Source organism: Pseudomonas sp. (assembly GCF_030684895.1).
Taxonomy (GTDB): Bacteria; Pseudomonadota; Gammaproteobacteria; order Pseudomonadales; family Pseudomonadaceae; genus Aquipseudomonas.
Genome location: NZ_JAUXXP010000024.1, coordinates 1 through 23,812, shown reverse-complemented (window position 1 = coordinate 23,812; position 23,812 = coordinate 1). Strand labels below are relative to the sequence as shown.

Below are 23,812 nucleotides of genomic sequence, written 5' to 3'. Positions count from 1 at the left end.
GTATTTACTGACTTCAAGGGCTTAGCGATGAATCCTGATACTCCGCTGCAACTGTTGGGTGGCCTTACTGCTCGCGAGTTCATGCGTGACTACTGGCAGAAGAAACCCCTGCTGGTACGCCAGGCCATCCCCGGTTTTGAGAGCCCTATTTCCCCCGACGAGCTGGCCGGCCTGGCGCTGGAAGAAGAAATTGAATCGCGTCTGGTCATCGAGCACGGCGAGCGCCCCTGGGAGCTGCGCCGCGGCCCGTTTGCCGAAGACGCCTTTGCCGAGCTGCCCGAGCGCGACTGGACCCTGCTGGTGCAGGCGGTCGACCAGTTTGTTCCGGAAGTGGCTGAACTGCTGGAAGCGTTCAAATTTCTGCCCAAGTGGCGCATCGATGACGTGATGGTCAGCTTCGCCGTGCCGGGTGGCGGCGTGGGCCCGCACTTCGACAACTACGATGTGTTCCTCCTGCAGGGGTACGGCAAGCGCCGCTGGCAGGTCGGTCAGATTTGCGATTCCGACAGCCCGACGCTGCAACACGCGGATCTGAAGATCCTTGCTGAATTCGTTAAAACTGAAGAATGGGTTCTGGAACCCGGCGACATGCTCTACCTGCCGCCGCTTCTGGCCCACTGTGGTACCGCTGAGGATGACTGTATGACGTATTCCGTAGGCTTCCGTGCGCCAAGCGCCGCTGAAGTTCTCACCCATTTCACCGATTTTCTCGGCCAGTTCCTGCCTGATGAAGAGCGCTACAGCGACGCTGACGCGCAGCCGACCAGCGACCCGACGCAGATCCAGCGTGACGCCCTGGATCGCCTCAAGGCCCTGCTCACCGAACACATGAGCGATGAGCGGCTGCTGATGACTTGGTTCGGCCAGTTTATGACCGAACCCAAGTATCCAGAGCTGATTGCCGGCATCGAGATCGACGAAGAAGGTTTCCTCGCCGGCCTGGAAAATGGCGCGATCCTGGTCCGCAACCCCAGCGCCCGCATGGCCTGGTCGGAAGTTGGCGACGACCTGGTGCTGTTCGCCAGCGGCCAGAGCCGTCTGCTCTCGGCCAATCTGCGTGAGCTGCTGAAACTGGTCTGCGCGGCCGATGCCCTGCATATCGAAAACCTCGGCGCGTGGCTCGCCGATGACGAAGGGCGTAACCTGTTGGTTGAACTGGTCAAACAAGGCAGCCTGGAGTTTGCTGATGAGTGAGATACAGGTTCGTCTGGCCGACTGGCAGAAGGACAACGCTGACCTGCGGCGCATTCGCGAAACCGTGTTTATCGCGGAACAAGCGGTGCCGCCAGAGCTCGAATGGGATGCCGAAGACGCCGATGCCGTGCATTTTCTCGCCCTCGAAGGCGACTACCCGATAGGTACCGCACGCCTGTTGCCCGACGGGCATATCGGCCGGGTCTCGGTACTCAAGGACTGGCGCGGTCTGAACGTGGGTGTAGCGCTGATTCAGGCGGTGATCGCCGAAGCGGAAAAGCGCGGCCTGACGCAACAAATGCTCAGCGCCCAGGTGCACGCCACTGCCTTCTATGAAAAGCTCGGGTTTGCCATCGTCAGCGGGGAATACCTCGACGCCGGCATCCCCCACGTGGACATGGTGCGTCATAGCGCCTAGAGGCCAAGATGAACGACGAAAACGCCCCGAGTGACCCTGCCGAGCCGCTGGAGCCCATAGAGCTTCCCGCCATCGAGTTTCAGTCACCGGGGCGTTTTGCTGTGCACAACCCGGGCAGCCCCAGCCCGGACAGCCCACGGGCGGAGCCAGCGCCGTTTATCCTCGGCGCGCATGCAACGCTGGAACGCTTCAGCCAGCCCGAACAGGCCCGCGCCCATGCACTGGCGCTGTTGCAGCAAGCGCAACGCAGCCTGTGCATCTACAGTCACGACCTGGAGCCCTGGCTCTACCACCACAGCAGCGTGCAAGACGCCTGTACGCGTTTTCTCCTGGCCAGCCCGCGCAATCAACTGCGTATTCTGCTGCGCGACCCCAGCCGGGCAGTCAAGGAAGGCCACCGCCTGCTCAGCCTTTCGCGCCGGCTGTCCTCCAACCTGCAGATCCGCAAGCTGCACCCGGACTACCCTAATGAGGCGCTGGCGTTTCTGCTGGCCGATGATCGCGGCTTGCTGCTCTTGCCGGAAGTTGGCCAGGCCAGCGGCTATGCCCTGTACCAAGACCCCGGCCGCAATCGCCAGCGCCGCGCGCAGTTTGATCAAGCCTGGGATACCAGCATCACCGACGCTGATTTACGGAGTTTTCTGCTATGAAGGTTCGCGCCCTGCTCGCCGCCGCGCTGTTTAGTTGTAGCCTGTCCCTCAGCGCCGCTACCGAAGTGATTCCGCTGAATTTCCGCACGGCTGATGAAGTGCTCAGCGTGGTGCAATCGGTGCTCGGCCATGAGGGCAAGGTCAACGCCTATGGCAACCAGCTGATCGTCAATGCCGAACCGGCGAAGATTGCCGAGGTGCGCGCCCTGCTGCAGCAACTCGACACCGAGCCACGGCGCCTGCTGATCAGCGTCGACACCAATGAGTCGGGCTTTCAGTCTGACCGCGGCTACCGTGCAGATGGCACTATCAGCGCGGGCGATGCCTAGGTGCTGATCGGTCAGGGCGAAATCAATGGCCGCGACCAGGTGCGTATTATCCGCCGCAGTACCGACAGCCGCAGCGGTGGCACCCAGCAGGTGCAGGCCACCGAGGGCTACCCGGCGCTGATTCAGGTCGGCCAGAGCGTACCGCTTACCACGCGCGGGCGTGATGCCTATGGCCAGCCCTATAGCAACACGCAATACCGCAACGTCACCCGCGGTTTCTACGTCACCGCCAGCCTTAGCGGTGAGCGGGTGCATATCAATATCAGCAGCAATCGTGATCGTCTCAGCCAGTCGCAACCCGGCGCCATCGATGTGCAAAGCACCGATACGCGGGTCAGCGGGCGGCTGGGCGAATGGATCAGCATTGGTGGCGTCAGCGAGCAAAGCCAGGGCGAGCAAGGCGACTTTCTGCAGCACCGCTCGACCCAGGGCCGTGAAGACATGAGCATGCGCGTCAAAGTCGATGTAGTGAATTAAACCCCACCGCCCCTCCCTCGCACTGGGCCGCCCTGGCCCAGTGCCGATAACCGCTCATCGGCTGATCTACGTCGCCGCCGCAAAGCAAATACCGCAAAGCCTCAGCCCAGCCCCGCAAACCGCCGGATAGCGCGGCAAAAGCTGACTTGTCGGTCGCTTCTGGATTTATGTAGTAGTCATGCAAAAAGCACTACAAAATAATTGACGAACACTTTTGGCAGAGGCATGATGGCCCCGCTCCCGCTAATCAGAGGCGCTGAAAGGCCCTCCGAATCGCGCTCCAACTTACCGTCCGAGCCGATTTGCGTTGTAAAGCCCACAAGGCCGTTCGATGAGATTGCGACTGGAACGAAGTTGTCCTGAGGGACGGGGAAGCGTTTAGCAACAGCGCGCAGCAAGCACAGCACGTTGAGTCGTCCAACGGCATCTTTGCCGGTAAACGCCAAATGACCCGCTCATTTGCAACAGCTGAAGCCCGCGAACTGTTTAGCTCGTCACCCTCCTCCCGGATCAATTCCGTCTCAAGTCGATGTCTCGGCGTTCTGCAGTTGGCTACAACAACCACCAGCAACATTGCTGTTAAAGCATTGGTGTTCAGTGGGGAAGTCGGTGCTCAACCAAACACATACTTTGAAGGATTGACCATGTCAGCTTATCAAAACGACATCAAAGCCGTTGCCGCCCTTAAAGCCGCCGCAGGCAGCAGCTGGAGCGCTATCGACCCTGAGTCCGTGGCCCGCATGCGCGCCCAGAACCGCTTCAAAACCGGTCTGGAAATCGCTCAGTACACTGCCGACATCATGCGCAAAGACATGGCTGAGTACGATGCTGACTCCTCCGTCTACACCCAGTCCCTGGGCTGCTGGCATGGTTTCATCGGTCAGCAGAAGCTGATTTCGATCAAGAAGCACCTGAAGACCACCAACAAGCGCTACCTCTACCTGTCGGGCTGGATGGTTGCTGCTCTGCGTTCGGATTTCGGTCCGCTGCCGGATCAGTCCATGCACGAGAAAACCTCGGTTTCCGGCCTGATCGAAGAGCTCTACACCTTCCTGCGCCAGGCTGATGCCCGTGAGCTGGACCTGCTGTTCACCGCGCTGGACGCTGCCCGCGCTGCTGGCGACAACGCCAAAGCGGCTGACCTGCAGAACCAGATCGACAACTACGAAACTCACGTAGTGCCAATCATCGCCGACATCGACGCTGGTTTCGGGAACCCTGAAGCCACCTACTTGTTGGCCAAGAAGATGATCGAAGCGGGTGCTTGCTGCATCCAGATCGAAAACCAGGTTTCCGACGAGAAGCAGTGCGGCCACCAGGACGGTAAAGTGACCGTTCCTCACGCCGACTTCCTGGCCAAGATCAACGCTGTTCGCTACGCATTCCTCGAGCTGGGCATCGACAACGGCGTGATCGTTGCGCGTACCGACTCCCTGGGTGCTGGCCTGACCAAGCAAATCGCTGTTACCAACGAGCCGGGCGACCTGGGCGACCAGTACAACTCCTTCCTCGATTGCGAAGAAGTGTCTCCAGCCGACCTGAAGAACGGCGACGTGGTTCTGAACCGCGAAGGCAAGCTGCTGCGTCCTAAGCGTCTGCCGTCCAACCTGTTCCAGTTCCGTGCTGGCACCGGTGAAGCGCGCTGCGTACTGGACAGCATCACCTCGCTGCAGAACGGCGCTGACATGCTGTGGATCGAAACCGAGAAGCCACACGTCGGCCAGATCGCAGAAATGGTTAACGAAATCCGTAAAACCATCCCGAACGCCAAGCTGGTTTACAACAACAGCCCATCGTTCAACTGGACCCTGAACTTCCGTCAGCAGGTGTTCGACGCCATGGTTGCCGAAGGCAAGGACGTTTCCGCCTACGACCGCACCAAGCTGATGAGCGTCGACTACGACGAAACCGAGCTGGCTCAGGTTGCTGACGAGAAGATCCGTACCTTCCAGCGTGATGGTTCCGCTCAGGCTGGTATCTTCCACCACCTGATCACTCTGCCGACCTACCACACCGCCGCGCTGTCCACCGACAACCTGGCCAAAGGTTACTTCGCAGAGCAAGGCATGCTGGCCTACGTGAAAGGCGTTCAGCGTCAGGAGATCCGTCAAGGTATCGCCTGCGTTAAGCACCAGAACATGTCCGGTTCCGACATCGGCGATGCTCACAAAGAGTACTTCGCTGGTGAAGCGGCCCTGAAAGCCGGCGGTAAAGACAACACCATGAACCAGTTCAGCTAAGAACCGGCTCACTCAACCGAGGCCACGATCAAGGTTGAGGGTGTTAAGAAAATCCCAGCAGAAATGCTGGGATTTTTTTTTGTCCAGAACTTGCCCCTTTTTCTGCTTTTGTGCGCTTTCGCACAAGCGCTGTCATGTTTACGTCAATTTCATTGGATAGCGTCAGGCACCCGTCGATTAATCCAAGGAACCTGCATGAGCCACGATAATGACAACTCAGTGCTGTTCGGCAATGGCGATGAATTGCCCAGCAATGCGTCCGAGAACCCACATATCACTCAGATAATCGACGGCGTCGGCCGTCGGCAAGTGCTGGCCGCCGGTGCCGCGCTCGGTACCCTGGCGTTTCTCGGCAGCGCCCTGCCCGGCGCCGCGGTTGCAGCAGAGCCCGCTGCCAAAGGCCTGGAAAAACTACGTTTTAAACCGCGTAGTAAACTGCCCTTCACGGCCATTGCGACCAATCGTTTAGACAGCATCAGCGTACCGAGCGGTTACCGCGCCACGCCCTTTATCCCCTGGGGCACGCCGATAACCGGCAACTACCCGGCGTACCTGAGCGATGGCAGCAACAGCGCTCAGGATCAGGCCGAGCAACTGGGCATGCACCATGACGGCATGCATTTCTTCCCGATTGACGCGCAGCGCGGCGGCAAGAAAAGCGATCACGGCTTGCTGGTGCTCAACCACGAATACATCGACGCGCCGCTGCTGCACCCCAACGGTCCGACGCTGGTGGCCGGTAAACGCAGCAGCGCCGAAGAAGTGCGCAAGGAAATCAACGCCCACGGCGTTTCTGTGGTGGAAGTTCGCCGCGGCCTGAATGGCGAGTGGGCGGTATTGCCGAGCGCCAGAAACCGCCGGATTACCGGTGCCACCCCCATGCAGATCAGCGGTCCGGCGCGCGGTCATGTGTTGTTGAAAACCCGCTATAGCCCGAAAGGCACGGCCACTCGCGGCACCCTGAACAATTGCTCCCACGGTTTCACGCCATGGGGTACCTACCTGACCTGCGAAGAGAACTGGGCCGGCTACTTTGCCAGCCGCGATAGCGACCTGCCGCGCGAGCTGAGCCGCTATGGCCTGCGCAGCAGCAGCCGCTATGGCTGGGATCATCTCAAGGGTGATGAGTTCGAGCGTTTCGATGCCACGCGTACCACCACCACTGCCAGCGCGGACTATCGCAACGAGCCCAATCACTTTGGCTGGATCGTCGAAATCGACCCGTTCGCACCGGAGTCCGTCCCGGTCAAGCGTACGGCCCTCGGCCGCTTCGCCCACGAAGGCCTGGTGTTCGCCCCGGTAAAATCCGGCCGTCCGGTGGTGTGCTACTCCGGCGACGATTCGCAGAACGAGTACATCTACAAATACGTCAGCCGCGACAAATACCGGCCAGGGCGCAGCAATGGCCGGCTGCTCGACGAAGGCACGCTGTATGTCGCGCGCTTTGATAGCAGCGGCAAGGGTGAATGGCTGGCGCTGGATATCAGCGACAAGAAGTTCCAAAAAGCCTGCAAGGCCGCTGGCGTGAGCTTTGCTGACCAAGGCGAAGTGTTGATCAATACCCGTCTGGCCGCTGACGTGGTCGGCGCGACCAAGATGGACCGGCCGGAATGGGGTGCGGTCAATCCGGACAACGGCGAGGTGTACTTCACCCTGACCAACAACAGTGCCCGGACCAGCACTGATGCTGCCAACCCGCGTCCAGCCAACGCGTTCGGCCACATCATCCGCTGGCGTGAGCTGAGCAAGGATTACGCCGGCCGCCAGTTTGCCTGGAGCCTGTTTATGCTGGCTGGGCCGGAGACCGATAGCATCGGCCCGAATGGCCAACCGCTGACGGCCGATAACCGCCTGGCCAGCCCAGACGGGCTGTGGTTCGACGAAGAAGGCCGGCTGTGGATTCAGACCGACATGAGCGGCAGCCAATTGAGCAGCGGCCCGTTCGGCAATAACCAGATGCTGGTTGCCGAGCCGCGCACCGGTGAGTTGAAACGGTTTCTGGTGAGCCCCATTGGCGCCGAAGTGACCGGCATCACCGCGACCCCGGACTTCCGCACCCTGTTCGTCAATATCCAGCACCCGGGAGAAGGCTCCACGGCGACTAACCTGCTCAGCACCTGGCCCGATGGCCCCGCTCAGCGTCCGCGCTCGGCCACCGTGATCATTACCCGAGATGACGGCCGTCGGCTGCTCTAACCGACGGGCAATAGCGTGACCGGTCAGCCCTGGCCGGTCACATTTCGCTGTGACAGACTCATGCTCTTCCCTCTGCGCAAAGAGCATCAGCATGTCCAGCAACCGCTTGAGCCGTATCGTCGGCAAAATCCAGCAACTGCCCAACGCCCTGCAAAGCCCGGCGCTGTCGCTGCTGTTTGGCTCCCAGGTGAAGTTCGCCGGCACCGCCAAGGTGCGCGTGCATACGCTGACCCAGCAGCAGGCGGTGATGAGCATCGCCAACAAGCGCAAGGTGCAAAACCACATCAAGGGCGTGCATGCCGCCGCCATGGCGTTGCTGGCTGAATCGGCCACCGGTTTTCTGGTCGGCATGAACGTGCCGGATGACAAACTGCCGCTGATCAAAAGCCTCAAGGTCGACTACCTCAAGCGCGCCACTGGCAGCCTGCGCGCCGTGGCGAGCCTGACACCCGAGCAGATTCAGGCCATTCACACCCAGGAAAAAGGCGAAGTACTGGTTGCCGTGACGGTGACCGATGACGCCGGCATCCAGCCGATCCAGTGCGAAATGCTGTGGGCTTGGGTCAGTAAGAAGCGCTGAGTACAGACTGGGCTAAGCTGAAAACGCCGCACGGTGCGGCGTCATTCAGGAGATAGCCGGTGCAGGGAAAACCTCTTCTAGTGGGTGCTGGGCTGGTGTTGATTGCCGTGCTCGGCACGCTTTACTGGCGCTTGCACAGCGGGCCACCGTTGGCCGCGCTGACCGGTCCGGCCGATAACACTGCAAGCGTGTTTACGGGTGATAACCCCGCAACGCCGATGCCCACCGAGGCGCAGCTGCAAGAGCTGTTGCAAAACCCTGCGGTCAAAAACCAGGAGCAACGCCTGGCGTTCCATCAGGCCTACCGTGACTTTGTCAGCGGCGCCGCCGAGCTGCCTCCCGCGCAACGTGAAAGCCAGGCGCAGGCCTTGCGTGAGCAGATCGAAACTTACGAGCAACGCAGTGAACTGGCCATGAGTGAGTCGCTGTTACTGCAGCTGGGTCTGATTCAGCTCACCACTGGCGATGAACAAGCGCAGAAAGATCAGGCCGCCGCATTGGTCGCCCGCTACAAGGCGATTAGCGCCGAGCGCGAAGCCAAGGCCGCGACACCGAGCGCCGAGTTTCGCCGTTACAAGACCGATGAGAAGCGCATCGTTGAGGAAGTCCTGAGCATGGACAGCTTCCCCGATGGACTGAGCCGTGATGAGTACCTGCGCCAACGCCTGCAGCAGGCGCGCGAACAGCACTATCAATAACCCGACCTGAGCAGGCTGCTCAGGTCGGGTGGCAGTGTTACAGCAGTTGGTCGAGCGCGTAGTACAGCAGGTTGAAGGGTTTGTTGCGGTCAGCGGTGTCGCTCTGCTCGGAGGCATCGAGTACCGGGCCGCTGCCATTCATCACGTTGTTGACGAAGTCATCCAGCTGCAGGTTTTGCTCCTGAATATCCGCGTTGGCAAACTCGATGATGCTGGTGCAGTGGCTTTCATTGACCGCGCGGTACTGCGGAAAGTAACCGCCGACATTCGGCAGGTTGGCCAACTCGTTACGCAGCCGGCCGGTGTCCACATTCCATTTAGCGTGGATCAGCGCCTCCTTGGCGGCCTTATTGGGGGCATTGATGATTTCCGGGTAGAAGCGCTCATAGGAATAGGACGAGTAATTCAGGTCCTTCCAGAAGTGCGTATGGCCCATGCGATCAGCCGCCAGGTTGCTCGACAACGCCGGGTAGATGCTGCCCAGGTTATTCAGGTTCAGCCCCGGCAAACGCGACTGCAGGTAGGGCAACGGACCAGCATCCAGGCCCCAGGCAGTGCGGATAAAACCCTGCAGCGGCAATGACGGATAGGCCTCGTTACCCCCACCACTGATGGCTGAGAAGACTGGGCCGGAATCATTGATCAGGAAGCTGCGTGTCGGCGCGATGTCCTGCCGAGTTGGTGCGTAGTTGGTCAGGCTGCCGGCACCGCCGGCACTGCAACCGGTGGTCAGCATCTGGGTGGGGCGCGGCAGGTTGTCTTTCAGCCAGCCCACTACCGCGCGCATGTTGCGCAGGCCATTGTGGTGCCAGATCAGCGGCGCCTGCTGGCTTTGCGGGTCTTGATAGACCGCCACCTTGTCACCTGAGTAGATGTCGCCGGTGCAATACGGCACATAGACCATGTTCCAGTTCTGGGTTTTTACCCGCGTCCAGGGGTGCAGGCGCACCACAAACGGACTGACCAGGCTGGCGCCCGGATTGAGCAGGCTCATGTAGTCATTGGGAATACCGTTGGGATTGCGTGCACCGCGAATACCACTCTGGCCGGTGCAACTGGCGTAGTCCCAACAGGCCCCGCCGCCCTCCAGGTAGATGATGGTGTTGCGGGTATTGGGGACGCGGTTGACGAAGAACTTGTACGGCGAGCCGTTGCCGCACACGGCGCCGGTTTGCGGGGCCATCTGCACGGTTTGCCAGGCGTAGTAATTGGCCGGTTTGAAGCCGCTGTTAAAGCCGCCCGGATTGGCCAGCAGCGGGTACGGGCCGAGGCGTTGCGCCGGAGTGACCTTGTTATCGGCCGCAGGTGCCACCACCAGGTTGCCCAGGGTTTCCCAGAAGTTGTAATCGCCCTGCTCGGCCTGCACTGGCATGGCCAGGGCCGCAATCATCAGCGGCGCAGCACAGCGCCGAAGTGTTATCGCTACAGACATGGTGAGTCCCTCATCTTGTTGTTATCGATGGGTCCACATACCCGAGCCGTTGTACGAATCCCCTCCAGCTGTCACCCGAAATCAGCCCATCACCCACTGGAGACTGCTCATACACCGCGCCGAAGCAGCAGTAACTGCGCGTACCCAAACGTGTCGCCGCTGCTCAAGGTTCAAGCCAGCCGGGCGATTCGTGCACGTTAGTCCAAGAAAGTCCCACTAACCACAGGGCAACATACTTATTGGATATAGCGCGGCGGGTTTTAAGCTGCTGCAGTTATCTGCCGGCACGCCGTTGACCTGTCGGAGCGGCGGGGGCGCCTAGCCATGCCCGCGAAACGATTGTCGCGGGCATGGCCCACTCCTACGGAGAAAAATAAAAAGGGAAGCATGGCTTCCCTTTCTATGTGATTGCCTCAGGTGCTAGATGCGGAACTGACGCACCAGCGCGCCCAGCCGCTCACCCAGCCCGGCCAGGTTGCGCGCGGTCTGTGCGCCCTGCTGGGTTTCGTCGGCCACGCTGTCCACCGCCACGGCAATCTTGTGCACGCTGCGGTTGATCTCTTCGGCCACTGCAGTTTGCTCTTCGGCGGCGCTGGCGATCTGCGCGTTCATTGCGTTGATGGTGCCGATCAGTTGCGCGATGGCATCCAGCGAGGTACCAGCGCGGTTGGCCTGCTCGCTGGTGACATCACCAGCATCACTGGAGCGGCGCATTGCGGTCACCGCATCCTGCGTACCCTTCTGCAGGCGATCGATCATGCCCTGAATTTCCTGGGTGCTCTGCTGCGTGCGGCTGGCCAGCGCCCGCACCTCATCGGCGACCACGGCAAAGCCGCGCCCCGCCTCCCCGGCTCGTGCGGCCTCGATGGCGGCGTTGAGGGCCAGCAGGTTGGTCTGCTCGGCGATGGAGCGAATCACATCGAGCACACTGACAATCGACGACACGTCTTTCTGCAGCGTGTCGAGAGACACGCCGCTGTCACGGATGTCCTGCACCAGGGTGTGGATGCGCTCGATACTGCCATCGACGACTTTTTTCGCCGCCTGGCCTTCGGTGTCGGTCTTCTGCGCCGCTTCTGCAGCGCCCTGGGCGCTTTGCGCGACTTCATGGGCGGCGGCGGACATTTCATTGATGGCAGTGGCAACCTGATCGGTCTCATGGCGCTGACGCTCCATGGCCTCTTCCGAACGCTGCGCCTGCGCTGATACCTGGCCGACCAGCTCGGTCAGCTGGCCGGTCATGTCAACGATCTGCCGTACCAGGCCGTGGATCTTTTCGACAAAGCGGTTGAACGAACCCGCCAGCTGGCCAAGCTCATCGTCGCCATCGATCGGCAGGCGGCGAGTCAGGTCGCCTTCACCGGCGGCGATGTCATCGAGGTTGTCCTTGATCTGCTGCAGCGGACGCAGGAAGGTGTTGCTCAGCACCACACCGGCGACGCCAAAGATCATTAGCAGCACGGCAGCCACCACCATGATGCTGGTGATGATGGTGCTGATGCGCTTGTCGATTTCAACTTGCACCTGGACGATTTGCGCCTCAACGCCATCAAGGTTGATCGCGGTACCCAGGGCCATGTCCCATTTCGGCAGGTAGTAGCTGTAGGCCATTTTCGGCACCATTACCGAATCATCAGTCGGCAGTGGCGAGCTGTAATTGACGTAGTAGCTGTTGTTCTTGGCGACATTCACCAGTTCGCGGTTGATGTATACGCCGTTCGGGTCGCGGCGATCGGCCAGGCTTTTGCCCACATCCACCGGGCTGTCGCCACGGAACAGGCGCACCACATTGGAGTCGTGACCGAAGAAGTAGCCGTCCTTGCCGAACTTGATCTTCGACAGAATCGCCACGGCTTGCTCACGGCTGGCCATATCGCCTTGCGCGGCGCCGTCATACAGGGTCTGTACCGAACCCAGGGCGATCTGCACGTAGTGCTGCAGCTCATTGCGGCTTTCCTGCAGCAGGCGCTCGCGGGTTTCCTCAACCTCCTGGGCCGCCAGGTTCTGCAACACCTTGGCGGCGGCACCACTGAGTACCAGGGCAAACAGCACCACGGGTATCAGTGCCAACAGCACTACTTTTGACTTCAAGGTAAGACGCATCGGGCAGATCCTTGCTTGGCAGTAGAGCGAAATGAAAACGGGGCTACCGGTTTATCGGTAGCCCCGCTGAAAGGTTGAGTCGTCTGGCGCTATCGCGCGGCAAACGAGCAATGCCCCGGTCAAATCACCATAGCTGCTGCCCAACCGAATACCAGCAACGGCAGGTTGTAGTGCAGGAAGGTCGGCACCACGCTGTCCCAGATATGGTTGTGCTGGCCGTCGACGTTGAGCCCGGCAGTTGGCCCGAGGGTCGAATCGGAGGCTGGCGAGCCAGCATCACCCAGCGCGCCAGCGGTGCCGACGATGCACAGAATGGCCAGCGGGCTGAAGCCCAGTTGCAACCCCAGCGGCACGAAGATCGCCGCAATGATCGGGATGGTGGAGAACGACGAGCCGATACCCATGGTCACCAACAGGCCGACCAGCAGCATCAGCAGCGCGCCCAGCGCCTTATCGTGGCCGATCAATGTGGCGGAGCTGTCGACCAGGTTTTTCACTTCGCCGGTGGCCTTCATGACTTCGGCAAAACCGGCGGCGGCGATCATGATAAAACCGATCATCGCCATCATCTTCATGCCTTCGGTGAACAGGCCATCAGCCTCTTTCCAGCGCACCACGCCAGATACCGAGAAGATGATAAAGCCGACCAGGGCGCCGATGATCATCGAGTCCAGCCACAGCTGCACGACAAACGCCGCAACAATCGCCACGCCGGCCACCAGCAGGCTCAGTGGGTTGTAGGCAACATCCACGCGCTCGGCCTGCTCGATCTTGCTCAGGTCATACACGCGCTTTTTGCGGTAGCTGAACAACACCGCCACCAGCAAGCCGAACAGCATGCCCAGCGCTGGAATCGCCATGGCCTTGGTCACGTCCAGGCCGCGGGTATCGACGCCGCCGCTGGCAACATTGGCCAGCAGAATGTCATTGAGGAAAATCCCGCCAAAACCCACAGGCAGAAACATATAGGGGGTAATCAGGCCGAAGGTTAGCACGCAGGCGATCAACCGGCGGTCGAGCTGCAGCTTGCTCAATACATACAGCAGCGGCGGCACCAGCAGCGGGATAAAGGCGATATGAATCGGCAGGATGTTCTGCGAGGAAATCGCCACCGCCAACAACAGCGCAATCAGCAGCCACTTGAGCAGGCCTGCGCCTTTGGCGTCCTGCTTGCCGACCATGGCCAGGGCTTTGTCCGCCAAGGCGTGAGCCAGACCGGATTTGGCAATCGCCACAGCAAATGCGCCGAGCAAGGCATAGGACAACGCCACCGTCGCGCCGCCGCCCAGGCCTTTATTGAATGCCGCCAGCGAGCCTTCAATACCCAGGCCACCGAGCAGGCCGCCCGCCAAGGCGCCGACGATCAGGGCCACCACCACATGCACACGGCACAAGCTGAGAATCAGCATGATCCCCACTGCCGCAACGACTGCGTTCATCGATTTACTCCCGCAATTTAAGTAGGTCCGCGAAGGTTTCGACCTTCTCTGGATGCTGCGCCGGCTCGGCGAAGGGCGCGTACTCTGCACAATGCTGACTGACCTGTCAAAACACCCGTAAATTATTCTGTACAAGGCGTTGCTAATTTCGATTACCCTGCCATTTCCTAGCTGTCGCTGGCCTGTAATTTGCTCTGCTTTACTTAACCTGAAACTTAAAGAAAAGCCCCTAAGCGCCGATAGGCGCTCTAAGCCTCTGCCATAAAAAGGTCCTGAAAATGCTGTTCAGCCGACTTTCCATCCAATTGAAGATCACCCTGCTGGCCGGCCTGTGCTTGCTGGCCATTGTTGCCGTGCTGGTCTGCGCTTCGGTCATCCAGGCCTCACGCAGCGCCAGCCTGGTCAAGCAGGCCAGCTCGGCCATGCTGCAGGAGTCTGCGCAGTTGCGTATGGCGGCGCGCGGCGAATCTCAGGCACTGCAGATCCAGCGTTACTTTATGGATGCCTATCAGTACGGGCGCGGCGCAGCCACTCAGGTGCTGTTTATCCGCGAACAGGCGGAAAAGCGCTTTCTCGATGCCTTCGACCTGCGCGAAGACCTGACCCGTCAGGTGCGCAGTGCGCTGGAGGCCAACCGCAGCCTGTTGGGGGTTTATGTAGCATTCGAACCCAACGCCCTGGATGGCAAGGACGAGTTGTTCGCCGATCAGGAAAACCTCGGCAGCAACGACAAAGGCCGTTTCTCGATTTATTGGGCACAGGGCAAGGACGGCGAACTCAGTTCCGAATCCATGACCGAACAAACCCTCACCGACACAACCCCTGGCATCAGTGGTGCACCCTACAACGCCTGGTACAGCTGCCCATTGCAGAAAAAACAGGTGTGCCTGCTTGATCCCTATATCGACGAAGCTGATGGGATAAAGACCCTGATGACCAGCATCGCTTTCCCCTTAATTCAGGGCGATAAGGTGATCGGTGTGCTTGGCGTGGATATCAGCCTGGCCAGCCTGCAGGAGCTGAGCAGCAGCGCACACCGCGGTCTGTTCGACGGTGCCGGACATGTCAGCATCGTCAGTCCAGCGGGTTTGCTTGCCGGCCATAGCCGCGACAGCAGCCTGCTGGGCGATAAGCTGGAGAAAGCCTTCACGGACCAGCATCGCGAACTGCTCAGCCTGGTGGCGAGCAATCGCCCTGAGGTACTGCACCATGATGGGGCATTGCAAGTGCTACAACCGCTACTGCCAATTCCCGAATCACAACCCTGGGGCGTATTGATGGAGGTGCCAGAGAACGTTCTGCTGGAACCGGCCACGCGCCTGGAAGCGCAAATGGATGAAATGGGCACGCGCAGCACCGCCGTTTCCCTCAGCCTGGGCCTGGCTGCCGGAGTAATTGGCATTCTGTTGATCTGGCTGACGGCGCTGGGTGTGACTCGGCCGATTCTCGGGGTCGCGGCCATGCTTAAAAATATAGCCAGCGGTGAAGGCGACCTGACCCGCCGCCTGGAATATGCCAAACAGGATGAACTGGGCGAACTGGCCAGTTGGTTCAATCGCTTCCTCGACAAGCTGCAGCCGATCATCGCTGACGTTAAGCGCAGCGTGCAGGACGCCCGCAGCACGGCCGATCAATCCGCACTAATCGCCAGCCAGACCAGCGATGGCATGCAGCAGCAGTTCCGTGAAGTCGATCAGGTGGCCACCGCTTTCCAGGAAATGAGCGCCACGGCGCAGGATGTTGCGCACAACGCCGCCCAAGCCGCAGAAGCAGCGCGTACCGCCGACCAAGCCAGTCGTGAAGGTATGAGCGTGATCGGCAAGACCACCTCAACCATCGAACTGCTGGCCAATGAAATGAACGTGGCCATGCAGGAAGTCGAAGGCCTGGCCAATAGCAGCGAGAAGATCGGCTCGGTGCTTGAAGTGATCCGCTCAATAGCCGAACAGACCAACCTGCTGGCCCTCAACGCAGCGATTGAAGCCGCCCGCGCCGGGGAAGCTGGCCGTGGTTTTGCCGTGGTAGCTGATGAAGTGCGCAACCTGGCCAAGCGCACCCAGGACTCGGTGGAAGAAATTCGCCAGGTCATCGAAGGCCTGCAAAGCGGCACCAAGGAAGTGGTCAGCACCATGCACAGCAGCCACCGCCAGGCCCAGGGCAGCGTCGATCAGGTTGAACAGGCGGTGGCCGTGCTGCAACGCATCAGTCAGGCGGTCAGCGTGATTACCGATATGAACCTGCAGATCGCCAGCGCCGCCGAAGAACAAAGCTCGGTGGCTGAGGAGATCAACCGCAATGTGGCCTCGATCCGTGATGTCACCGAGTCGATTTCCGCCCAGGCCGATGAGTCGGCGAAAATCAGCCAGGGTCTGAATAAACTGGCCAATCACCAGCAGAGTCTGATGGACCAGTTCCGCGTTTAGTCGACATGGCACCATCGGACCGCCACTCTGGCGGCTGTTTCCTTGTGACGCAGGCGAGCAATCGTTAGCCTGCGTTTTTCATTTATGACGTATCAATTAATCGAGGTGCACGATGCTCAATATCGCTCTGGTGGCCGGCTCCGGCCGCAGTAACAGCCAATCGGGCAAGGTCGCCCGCTTCTTGCGCCAGCGCCTGATTCAGTTGGGTTACACCGATGATGCGCAGAGCAATGTGATTGACCTAGGCCTTGCCCCCCTGCCGCTGTGGCCCGCCGACGACAGCGGCCCCTGGGGGCTGTACAGCAAACAACTGGCGGCCGCCGATGCCGTGGTGATCATCTCCCCGGAGTGGAATGGCATGGCCTGCCCGGCGATCAAGAACTTCTTTATCTATGCCAGCAAGGCTGAGCTGGCGCACAAACCAGGGCTGTTGGTGGGCGTATCGTCGGGCGTTGGCGGGGCTTATCCGATCAGCGAGTTGCGCGCGTCCAGCTACAAGAATTGTCGCCTCTGCTACCTGCCTGAGCATCTGATCGTGCGCGGCGTCGAGAAGGTGCTGAACACCCCAGAGCCAAGCAGCGAGGACGACCAGCGCCTGCATGCACGGATCGATTACGAGCTGGATATTCTGAGCAAGTACGCACACGCCCTGCTTCCAGTACGCGCCAGTATCGACATGAGCAACCCGGCATTTGCCAACGGTATGTAAGCCTTGGGTTAGGCGTACCTGATGAACTCAGGTGCGCTTTACCGGCAAGGTAACCGTTACGCGCAGGCCGCCTAGCGGGCTGTCTGCCAGCTGCAAGCGCCCTGCCCAGGCGTCGATGATATCGCGCACAATGCCCAGACCCAGGCCATGCCCGGCGACTTGCTCATCCAGGCGGCTGCCACGGCTAAGCACGTCCTCGCGCTGCGCGGCGTCGATGCCCGGGCCGTCATCATCAATCAGTAATTGATAATCCTCGCCCAGCTTGCTGATCTGCAGCCGTACCTGGCTGTCGGCCCATTTGCAGGCGTTGTCCAGCAGGTTGCCAAGCAGCTCCAGCAGGTCTTCACGGTCCCAGGGTAGGCGCAAGCCAGGATCGGCCTGCCAATCCAGTTGCAGGTGGTTGCCATGGATCATCACCAGGGTCGAAAACAGCTCCGGCAGTTCACTGGCGCAGTCGAAATGCGCGCCCGGCAAGGCTTCGCCGGCTAAGCGGGCACGGCCCAATTCGCGGGCGATACGCTGCTCGATCTGTTGCAGCTGGCCATTGAGGCTCTCGCGCAGCTGCGGTAACTGCTTGAGCTCTTCCCGGGTGGCCAGGCTGACCAGCACCGCCAACGGCGTTTTCAGCGCATGGCCCAGATTGCCCAGGGCATTGCGTGAACGTTTGAGGGTGTCTTCGGTATGCGTCAGCAGGTGGTTGATCTGCGCCACCAACGGCTCCAGCTCCACTGGCACCTGCTGGTCCAGCTGGCTGCGTTGGCCCTGCTGCAGCTGTAAAAGCTGCCGGCGGGTCTGCTCCAACGGGCGCAACGCACGACTGACGATCAGCCGTTGCAGCAACAGAATCAGTACCAATGCCGCCCCCCCCAGGCCCAGCACAACCTTCTGCACCTGACTGAAGCTGTCGAGTATCGGCGTGTAATCGCGCGCCACGTGAATCACGATGGGCTGCCCATAACGCTGGTAGTCCGCGCGGTACACCAGCCACTGCTGACCTTGCGGCCCGTCGCCCAACGCATCCTGCAGGCCAGCGGTTTCAACCGGGAGCAGGTCACGATCCCAGAGCGAGCGCGAGCGCCAACTCTGCCCCTCCAAGTCGATACGGAAATACAGCCCTGAATACGGTCGTTTAAACGCCGCACTGAGGCGGCGTTCATCCAATTGCAGGCCATTGGGGCCACGCACAATTGCCCCCAGCAGGGTCTGCGTTTCTTCTTGCAGGGTTGTCTGCAGGTAACTGCGCAGGCTACGGTCGAACAGCCAAAGGCTGCTTTGCGCCAGCAGCAAACCGATAATCAGCAATACGCTGATCAGGCCCAGGCTCAAACGCCGCTGAATCGACCTCAAGCAGCATCCCCGCTAAAGCGATAACCCTGGCCGCGGCGGGTTTCGATGATCTCGCGCCCCAGCTTGCGCCGCAGGTGGTTGACGTGCACCTCGATAACATTCGAGTCGCGCTCGCTCTCGCCGTCATACAGGTGCTCAGCCAGGTGGCTTTTCGACAGCAACTGCCCGGCATGCAGCATGAAATAGCGCAGCAAGCGGAACTCGGCAGCAGTCAGCTGCACCTCTTCGTCATTACGTTTAACTGTTTGCCGGCCCTCATCCAGCTGCAACCCCGCCGCTTCCAGTTGCGACTGGTTGGCCAGACCATGGGCGCGGCGCAGCAGGGACTGGATGCGCAATTGCAGCTCTTCCGGGTGAAAGGGTTTGCTCATGTAGTCATCCGCGCCAGCCTTGAGCCCTTCAATACGTTCGGCCCAGGAGCCGCGCGCGGTAAGGATCAACACAGGTGTGCTCAGGCCACCGGCGCGCCATTCCTGCAACACCTCAAGCCCCGGCTTGCCAGGCAAGCCGAGGTCAAGAATGATCAGATCATAGGGTTCGGTCGCGCCCTGATAGGCGGCATCACGGCCATCGGCCAACCAGTCCACCGCATAGCCCTGACGGGTCAAGCCGGCTAGCAGCTCATCGGCCAGGGGTACGTGGTCTTCAACCAGCAATAGACGCATTCAGTCTTCCACCTCGTCCTTGAGCACTTCGCCGGTGCCGGCGTGCAATTCCAACTCACGCACGACGCCTTGCTCAGTCACCAGTTCGACTTCGTACACCAGTACGCCATCCTCTTCTTCCAGCTCGACTTCCAGCAGCACCGCACCGGGATGCCGCTGCAGGGCCATCTGCAACAACTGCTCAAGGGGCATGATCAGCCCCTCGCGGCGCAGGCGTAATGCTTCATCCTGATCCAGGTCACGCGCGCTGCTGCTGAACGTCAGCGTCAGCAGCAGGCAGGCCAGGAATGCGCGGGCAAGCCAAGCAGTGGTGTTCATTAATCGTCTCGTTGGTTCTTCAGCACTTGGGCGTTAGTGGCATCCAGCTCGACGTCCCACTGCACGCCCTGAGCATCGCGAATTTCAACCTGGTAGATATAGCGGCCGTATTCTTCTTCCAGCTCGGTGTCTTCGGTCTTGCCACCGGGATGCAGCGCCAGCGCTGCGGCGTTGAGTTTTTCGAATGACTGGATGGTGCCAGCGTCACGCAGTTTCAGTGCTTCATCCGGGCCCAGGTCACGGGCTTGGGCCAAACCGGCAGTCAGGGTCAGGGCAGCGGCGGCAAATACGGCAGTCAGGGTTTTCATGTTCAAGTTCCTTATGGAGTTGGCTTTCGACGAAGTCCAAGTTACTGCACACGACTTAACTCAAGCTGAATTTACTTAAGGCATGGCGCAAACACTGATTTATCCCAACCCACGCGCGCATCATTCACGCGCTGAAGTCGCTTTGTTTGGGCGCTCAGCGCTCTATAATCGCCGCCTTGCGCGATGGAGGCCAGCATGAGTGCGATATTAATCAAGTCCCCTGCCTTGACAATCAAGGCCGGTAAACGCGCCCTCGCGCGGATTCGCGAGCACGGCCTGCAACCGGCGGATGTCGGCATTCTGCCCGGCGCGGCAGGCGGCCCGAAGGCGCTGGGGATTCAAGGGTTGGATCTGGCGCTATTTGGCGACTGGCTGCAACGTGCGCCTCGCGAGCGTTCGCTGATTGGCGCGTCCATCGGTTCCTGGCGTTTCGCCAGCGCCTGTTTACCGGATGCGGCTGCCGGCTTGCGTCGCCTCGGTGAGCTGTATACCTCGCAGCGCTTTGCCAAAGGCGTGAGCATGGCGCAGGTGTCCAACAGCTGCCGCCTGATGCTCGACCAATTACTGGGCAACGACGCCGCCAGCATCCTCAGCAACCCGCATTACCGCTTGAATATCGTCGTGGTAAAAAGCCATGGCCTGCTGCAGCACGATCACCGCGGCGCCCTCAGCCTGGGCCTGTCTTCGGTGATTGGCAGCAACCTGCTGGGCCGCCCGCGCCTGGCCAAGCACTTCGAGCGGGTGATCCTGCACGATGCCCGCCTGGCGCCACCGCTGGGCGCGCTCAGCGACTTTCCCTCGCGCTACCTGCAGCTCGATAGTGGCAACCTACGTCATGCGCTGCTGGCCTCAGGCTCGATCCCGATGGTCATGCAAGGCGTGCGTGATATTCCCGGCGCCGGGCCGGGCACCTACCGCGATGGCGGCCTGCTCGACTACCACCTCGACCTGCCCTACAGCGGCGAAGACATCGTGCTCTACCCGCACTTCACCGATAAGGTCATCCCCGGCTGGTTCGACAAGGGCATGCCCTGGCGTCGCGGCGACAGCGGGCGCCTGCAGGATGTGTTGCTGCTGGCACCTTCACGCGACTACCTGGCGCGCCTGCCCCATGGCAAACTCCCCGACCGCAAGGATTTCAGCCGTTACCTGGGCGATGATGCCGGCCGCGAATGCTATTGGCGCACGGCCATGAGCGAAAGCCAGCGGCTGGGCGACGAGTTTCTCGAACTGGTCGAAAACGGCCGCCTCGGCGAGCGTCTGCAGCCGCTCTAGCGACTGACGCCAACCGAACACCTCAAGCAGCATGACCAAGGATGGGCAAGATGAAACTCGCAGTCGCCATTATCCACGGCATCGGCACGCAGCCCGATCTGCGTGACGACGAAGGCCAGCACGCCTTTGCCCAGAGCCTGATCGCCGGGTTGCGCCAACGCCTTGGTGCGGAAGCGGACCAGGTAGCCTTCCAGTCGCTGTACTGGGCCAGCGTGCTGGACAAGCGGCAACTGGCGTTCCTCGACAAGCTGCGCGACCAACCCGTGCGCTGGCGCTGGTTGCGGCGCATCGTCACGCTGTTTCTCGGCGATGCCAGCGGCTATCGCAAAGTCAGCCAGGCCTACGACACCACCTACGAAGAAGTCCATCAATGTCTGCGCAGCGGCCTCAATGCGCTGCGCGCAAAAGTCGATGCCGATACCCCGCTGGTGGTGCTCGCACACTCGTTGGGTGGGCATATCTTCTCCAACTTCGCCTGGGATCAGCAGCGCATCAACCAGGCTGAGGAATGCCCGCTCGATCCCTTTCTGGCCCTGGAAACCCTCAGCGGGCTGATTACCTTCGGCTGCAATATTCCGCTATTCACCTTTGCCTATGACAGCGTTGTGCCGATCCGCTTCCCCGGCCACTGCCTGACCGACGCGGTGACCGAGCAGGCGCGCTGGCTCAACCTCTATGCCCCCGCCGACCCGCTGGGTTATCCATTGCGCCCACTGCCCAGCTACGCCGCCGTGGTTGCCGAAGACCGCGCCATGCCAGTGGGCCCCTGGTACAAGCGGCATACGCCGCTGAGCCACCTCGGCTATTGGGATGACCGGGGCTTTCAACGCTATATCGCCCGTTATCTGCAGCAATTGCTGGCAGTCTGCAAAGACTCAGAGAGAGCCTAACCCCTCTCTTCCTCGCCCTATTTCTCGGCTTACGCGATTAAAACTGTGATTTATCGGACAATTACGTGCATTTTTTCGCCAGCATGTGACTTAACGGTCAGCTTCGGTCATCAACAACTATGACTGGCAAGCGTGAGTCCACCGCTTGCCCTTGTGTATTTGGGATCACCCGGAGAAACCGACCCCATGAACGCACCGCTGCGTTTTAACGAAGCCCTGCTGATTGCTGACCGCGCCTTTCAACCTTTCCAATGCGTCGCCTGGGCCCCGCAAGATGGCACTGGCAACCTCAGCCTGACCGTGATCGACCGTACCAGTACCCGCCTGCTCGGCCGCACGCAACTGTCCAGCACCATCTACAGTGACCCGGTGCAATTTGCCGACGTGCTCAAGCAGTCCCGTGAGCAACTCAGCCAGCAAGGTTTCACCCTGGAGCCATGGAGCATGCCGGAGTAATCGACGGCTGCAACAAGGGCTCTGAGCTGCCGATTGGCCCCTCTTGTCAGAGCCCTTCTCTCCTTTCCATTCGCCATACCGGCGACGCTCTAATGGCAATATCTGTGGGCTTATTGTCCTTGTTGCCAATTACTCGATAAGCGCAGACTGCATCCATCGCTTATCGAGACGCTTCCATGGATGCTCCGCGAACCATTGCCTGCCTGCTTTATCCGCATGTCATGAGCCTGGACCTGACCGGTCCGCTGCAGGTATTTGCCTCCGCCAATGACGAACGGCAACGCCAGGGTTTGCCCGCGTCTTATCGCCTACTGATACTCGGCGAGCAGCCAGGGCCGGTGCCTACCTCCGCCGGTTTCCAACTGGTGGCCGAACAGGCTTGGGATGTCGCAGAACCCGCACACATCGATACTCTGCTGATCCCCGGCGGTCAGGGTGATAAGGCGCAGTGCCAGAACATTGAGTTGCTGGACTGGTTACGTAGTGCCGTGCCGCAAATCAGGCGAGTAGGCTCGGTCTGTTCCGGCGCACTGATTCTCGCTTCCGCCGGCCTGCTCGATGGTCGACGTGCCACCACCCATTGGGCCGACCTCGACCTTCTGCGACAGGAACATCCGCAAGTTGAGATCAGTGGCGACTGCCTGCACACCTATGATCCGCAAGACCCTGCCGGTAATGGTCATATCTTTACTTCTGCTGGTGTAACCGCTGGGATTGATCTGGCGCTCGCTCTTCTCGAAGCCGACCACGGCCGACCACTGGCCTTAGCCGTGGCCAAACGCCTGGTGTTGTATCTGCGCCGCCCCGGCGGACAGGCACAGTTCAGCGCGCTGCTAAGCCCAGAGCCAAGCCGAGTGCCGCGCTTGGCCAGCCTGTTGGAATGGATACCGCTGCACCTGCATGCAGACCTTTCGCTGGCAGTTCTGGCCACGCAAGCCAATATGACGCCGCGTACCCTATCGCGGATTTTCAACCAAGAACTGGGCATGGGGCCAGGCCGCTATGTGGAGATTGTGCGTCTGCAAGCTGCGCGCAGTCTGTTACAGAACGCACAAGCTTCAATCAGCACGGTAGCGCGTTTGAGCGGCTTTAAGCACCCGGAAAACCTGCGTCGCACCTTTCACAAGCACCTTGGCATCAGCCCACAGGAATATGCCGAACGCTTCGCCTGAACACCCCACCCAAGGAGCTTGCCATGCTGGAGTTACGTGCAAAATGTGAATGCTGTAACCGGGATCTGCCGGTCGATAGTCAGGACGCGTTTATCTGCTCATACGAGTGCACATTTTGCCGCGACTGCGTCGACAGCACATTGCACGGGTGCTGCCCGAACTGCAGCGGAGAGTTGCTGCCGCGGCCACGACGTGCTGTCAGTGAGGCGCAATAGAAAGCGCTCCAGAGGAGCGCTTATCCAGGCTCAGTTTGGCGCTAACAATAGCTAATGGGGTCGGAGTGAATTATCTAGCAGTTTACCATTCCTAATTGATCAAAAATAAATCACTCCGACCCCATTAGCTGGTGCCGGCAAAAGATGAACATGATTGGTCATCAAGCAGTAGGCGTAGACCTTTACCCCAAATACATCTTTAAGTTCGCGAAGATCCGTGAGATAGCGCTGATAATCCTCGGCAGCGGCAAACACCACCTGCCGGTTATGACCACGCT

The 23,812-nt window shown here is 60.3% G+C and carries 21 protein-coding genes and 4 pseudogenes; 16 read left to right on the top strand and 9 right to left on the bottom strand.

Annotated features, from left to right (window positions below; genetic code table 11):
- The first annotated feature begins 27 nt into the window (after positions 1-27).
- The 8 genes and pseudogenes from Q8M42_RS04840 to Q8M42_RS04805 all read left to right on the top strand — a co-directional run bounded on the left by Q8M42_RS04840 (position 28) and on the right by Q8M42_RS04805 (position 8,782).
- Positions 28-1,194 (top strand): cupin domain-containing protein, encoded by a 1,167-nt coding sequence (locus Q8M42_RS04840; RefSeq protein WP_304866798.1) that lies wholly within the window; start codon positions 28-30, stop codon positions 1,192-1,194.
- Positions 1,187-1,612, top strand: coding sequence for a GNAT family N-acetyltransferase (locus tag Q8M42_RS04835; protein WP_090253657.1), 426 nt, complete (start codon positions 1,187-1,189; stop codon positions 1,610-1,612). Before Q8M42_RS04840 ends, Q8M42_RS04835 begins: the two co-directional genes overlap by 8 nt.
- A gap of 8 nt (positions 1,613-1,620) precedes the next feature.
- Positions 1,621-2,262 carry a histone acetyltransferase HPA2 gene (locus Q8M42_RS04830; RefSeq protein ID WP_304866792.1) on the top strand — a complete coding sequence of 214 codons (642 nt, stop codon included), beginning with the start codon at positions 1,621-1,623 and terminating at the stop codon, positions 2,260-2,262.
- Positions 2,259-3,068 (top strand): annotated as a pseudogene (locus tag Q8M42_RS04825) (secretin N-terminal domain-containing protein). Before Q8M42_RS04830 ends, Q8M42_RS04825 begins: the two are co-directional and overlap by 4 nt.
- Before the next feature lie 644 nt (positions 3,069-3,712).
- Entirely contained in the window at positions 3,713-5,308 is a 1,596-nt protein-coding gene (locus Q8M42_RS04820; RefSeq protein WP_305283567.1) for an isocitrate lyase, read from the top strand.
- Between the two features lie 195 nt (positions 5,309-5,503).
- A complete protein-coding gene (locus tag Q8M42_RS04815) occupies positions 5,504-7,504 on the top strand; it encodes a PhoX family phosphatase (protein WP_304864943.1) in 2,001 nt (666 codons plus the stop codon).
- 91 nt (positions 7,505-7,595) lie between these two features.
- Positions 7,596-8,084: a DUF4442 domain-containing protein gene (locus Q8M42_RS04810; RefSeq protein WP_304864944.1), complete on the top strand. Its 489-nt coding sequence runs from the start codon at positions 7,596-7,598 to the stop codon at positions 8,082-8,084.
- Between the two features lie 59 nt (positions 8,085-8,143).
- Entirely contained in the window at positions 8,144-8,782 is a 639-nt protein-coding gene (locus Q8M42_RS04805; protein ID WP_304864946.1) for a hypothetical protein, read from the top strand.
- Between the two features lie 37 nt (positions 8,783-8,819).
- On the opposite strand, the gene Q8M42_RS04800 is transcribed toward Q8M42_RS04805, so the two are convergent.
- The 4 genes and pseudogenes from Q8M42_RS04800 to Q8M42_RS04790 form a co-directional block, all read right to left on the bottom strand.
- Entirely contained in the window at positions 8,820-10,214 is a 1,395-nt protein-coding gene (locus tag Q8M42_RS04800) for a pectin acetylesterase-family hydrolase (protein WP_304864948.1), read from the bottom strand.
- A 420-nt stretch (positions 10,215-10,634) separates the two neighbouring features.
- Complete coding sequence (locus Q8M42_RS20900; RefSeq protein ID WP_370692690.1) at positions 10,635-11,690, bottom strand: methyl-accepting chemotaxis protein; 1,056 nt, start codon at positions 11,688-11,690, stop codon at positions 10,635-10,637.
- 42 nt (positions 11,691-11,732) lie between these two features.
- Positions 11,733-12,317: pseudogene (locus tag Q8M42_RS20895) on the bottom strand (cache domain-containing protein); the annotation flags it as partial.
- Positions 12,318-12,436: 119 nt separating this feature from the next.
- Positions 12,437-13,756 carry a Na+/H+ antiporter family protein gene (locus Q8M42_RS04790; protein ID WP_304864951.1) on the bottom strand — a complete coding sequence of 440 codons (1,320 nt, stop codon included), beginning with the start codon at positions 13,754-13,756 and terminating at the stop codon, positions 12,437-12,439.
- Between the two features lie 278 nt (positions 13,757-14,034).
- Here Q8M42_RS04790 and Q8M42_RS20890 point away from each other — a divergent pair.
- From Q8M42_RS20890 to Q8M42_RS04780, 3 genes and pseudogenes are all read left to right on the top strand, one after another.
- A pseudogene (locus Q8M42_RS20890) lies at positions 14,035-15,321 on the top strand (HAMP domain-containing protein); the annotation flags it as partial.
- Positions 15,322-15,423: 102 nt separating this feature from the next.
- The gene (locus tag Q8M42_RS20885; RefSeq protein ID WP_370692691.1) at positions 15,424-16,179 is read left to right on the top strand and encodes a methyl-accepting chemotaxis protein; all 756 of its coding nucleotides are present in this window, start codon (positions 15,424-15,426) and stop codon (positions 16,177-16,179) included.
- A gap of 112 nt (positions 16,180-16,291) precedes the next feature.
- Positions 16,292-16,888 carry an NADPH-dependent FMN reductase gene (locus tag Q8M42_RS04780; RefSeq protein ID WP_304864955.1) on the top strand — a complete coding sequence of 199 codons (597 nt, stop codon included), beginning with the start codon at positions 16,292-16,294 and terminating at the stop codon, positions 16,886-16,888.
- Between the two features lie 27 nt (positions 16,889-16,915).
- Here the strand turns inward: Q8M42_RS04780 and Q8M42_RS04775 are convergent, their stop codons facing one another.
- Genes Q8M42_RS04775 through Q8M42_RS04760 form a run of 4 tightly spaced genes read right to left on the bottom strand, consistent with a single transcriptional unit; the run spans position 16,916 to position 19,526 of the window.
- Positions 16,916-18,235, bottom strand: a complete 1,320-nt coding sequence (locus tag Q8M42_RS04775; protein WP_304864957.1) for a sensor histidine kinase — start codon at positions 18,233-18,235, stop codon at positions 16,916-16,918.
- Entirely contained in the window at positions 18,232-18,900 is a 669-nt protein-coding gene (locus tag Q8M42_RS04770; RefSeq protein WP_304864959.1) for a response regulator transcription factor, read from the bottom strand. The genes Q8M42_RS04775 and Q8M42_RS04770 overlap by 4 nt, the downstream gene beginning before the upstream one ends.
- Entirely contained in the window at positions 18,901-19,218 is a 318-nt protein-coding gene (locus Q8M42_RS04765) for a PepSY domain-containing protein (protein ID WP_304864961.1), read from the bottom strand. It abuts the gene before it with no gap.
- Positions 19,218-19,526, bottom strand: a complete 309-nt coding sequence (locus Q8M42_RS04760) for a PepSY domain-containing protein (RefSeq protein WP_233684949.1) — start codon at positions 19,524-19,526, stop codon at positions 19,218-19,220. Before Q8M42_RS04760 ends, Q8M42_RS04765 begins: the two co-directional genes overlap by 1 nt.
- 195 nt (positions 19,527-19,721) lie before the next feature.
- On the opposite strand from Q8M42_RS04760, the gene Q8M42_RS04755 reads away from it, so the two are divergent.
- From Q8M42_RS04755 to Q8M42_RS04735, 5 genes are all read left to right on the top strand, one after another.
- Positions 19,722-20,801, top strand: a complete 1,080-nt coding sequence (locus tag Q8M42_RS04755) for a patatin-like phospholipase family protein (RefSeq protein WP_304864965.1) — start codon at positions 19,722-19,724, stop codon at positions 20,799-20,801.
- Positions 20,802-20,851: 50 nt separating this feature from the next.
- The gene (locus Q8M42_RS04750) at positions 20,852-21,691 is read left to right on the top strand and encodes a hypothetical protein (RefSeq protein ID WP_304864967.1); all 840 of its coding nucleotides are present in this window, start codon (positions 20,852-20,854) and stop codon (positions 21,689-21,691) included.
- Positions 21,692-21,877: 186 nt separating this feature from the next.
- The gene (locus Q8M42_RS04745; protein WP_304864969.1) at positions 21,878-22,147 is read left to right on the top strand and encodes a hypothetical protein; all 270 of its coding nucleotides are present in this window, start codon (positions 21,878-21,880) and stop codon (positions 22,145-22,147) included.
- Between the two features lie 176 nt (positions 22,148-22,323).
- Positions 22,324-23,319: a GlxA family transcriptional regulator gene (locus Q8M42_RS04740; RefSeq protein ID WP_304864971.1), complete on the top strand. Its 996-nt coding sequence runs from the start codon at positions 22,324-22,326 to the stop codon at positions 23,317-23,319.
- Between the two features lie 23 nt (positions 23,320-23,342).
- Positions 23,343-23,534 (top strand): DUF1272 domain-containing protein, encoded by a 192-nt coding sequence (locus Q8M42_RS04735; protein ID WP_304864973.1) that lies wholly within the window; start codon positions 23,343-23,345, stop codon positions 23,532-23,534.
- 117 nt (positions 23,535-23,651) lie between these two features.
- Here the strand turns inward: Q8M42_RS04735 and Q8M42_RS04730 are convergent.
- Positions 23,652-23,812, bottom strand: a pseudogene (locus Q8M42_RS04730) (transposase); the annotation flags it as partial.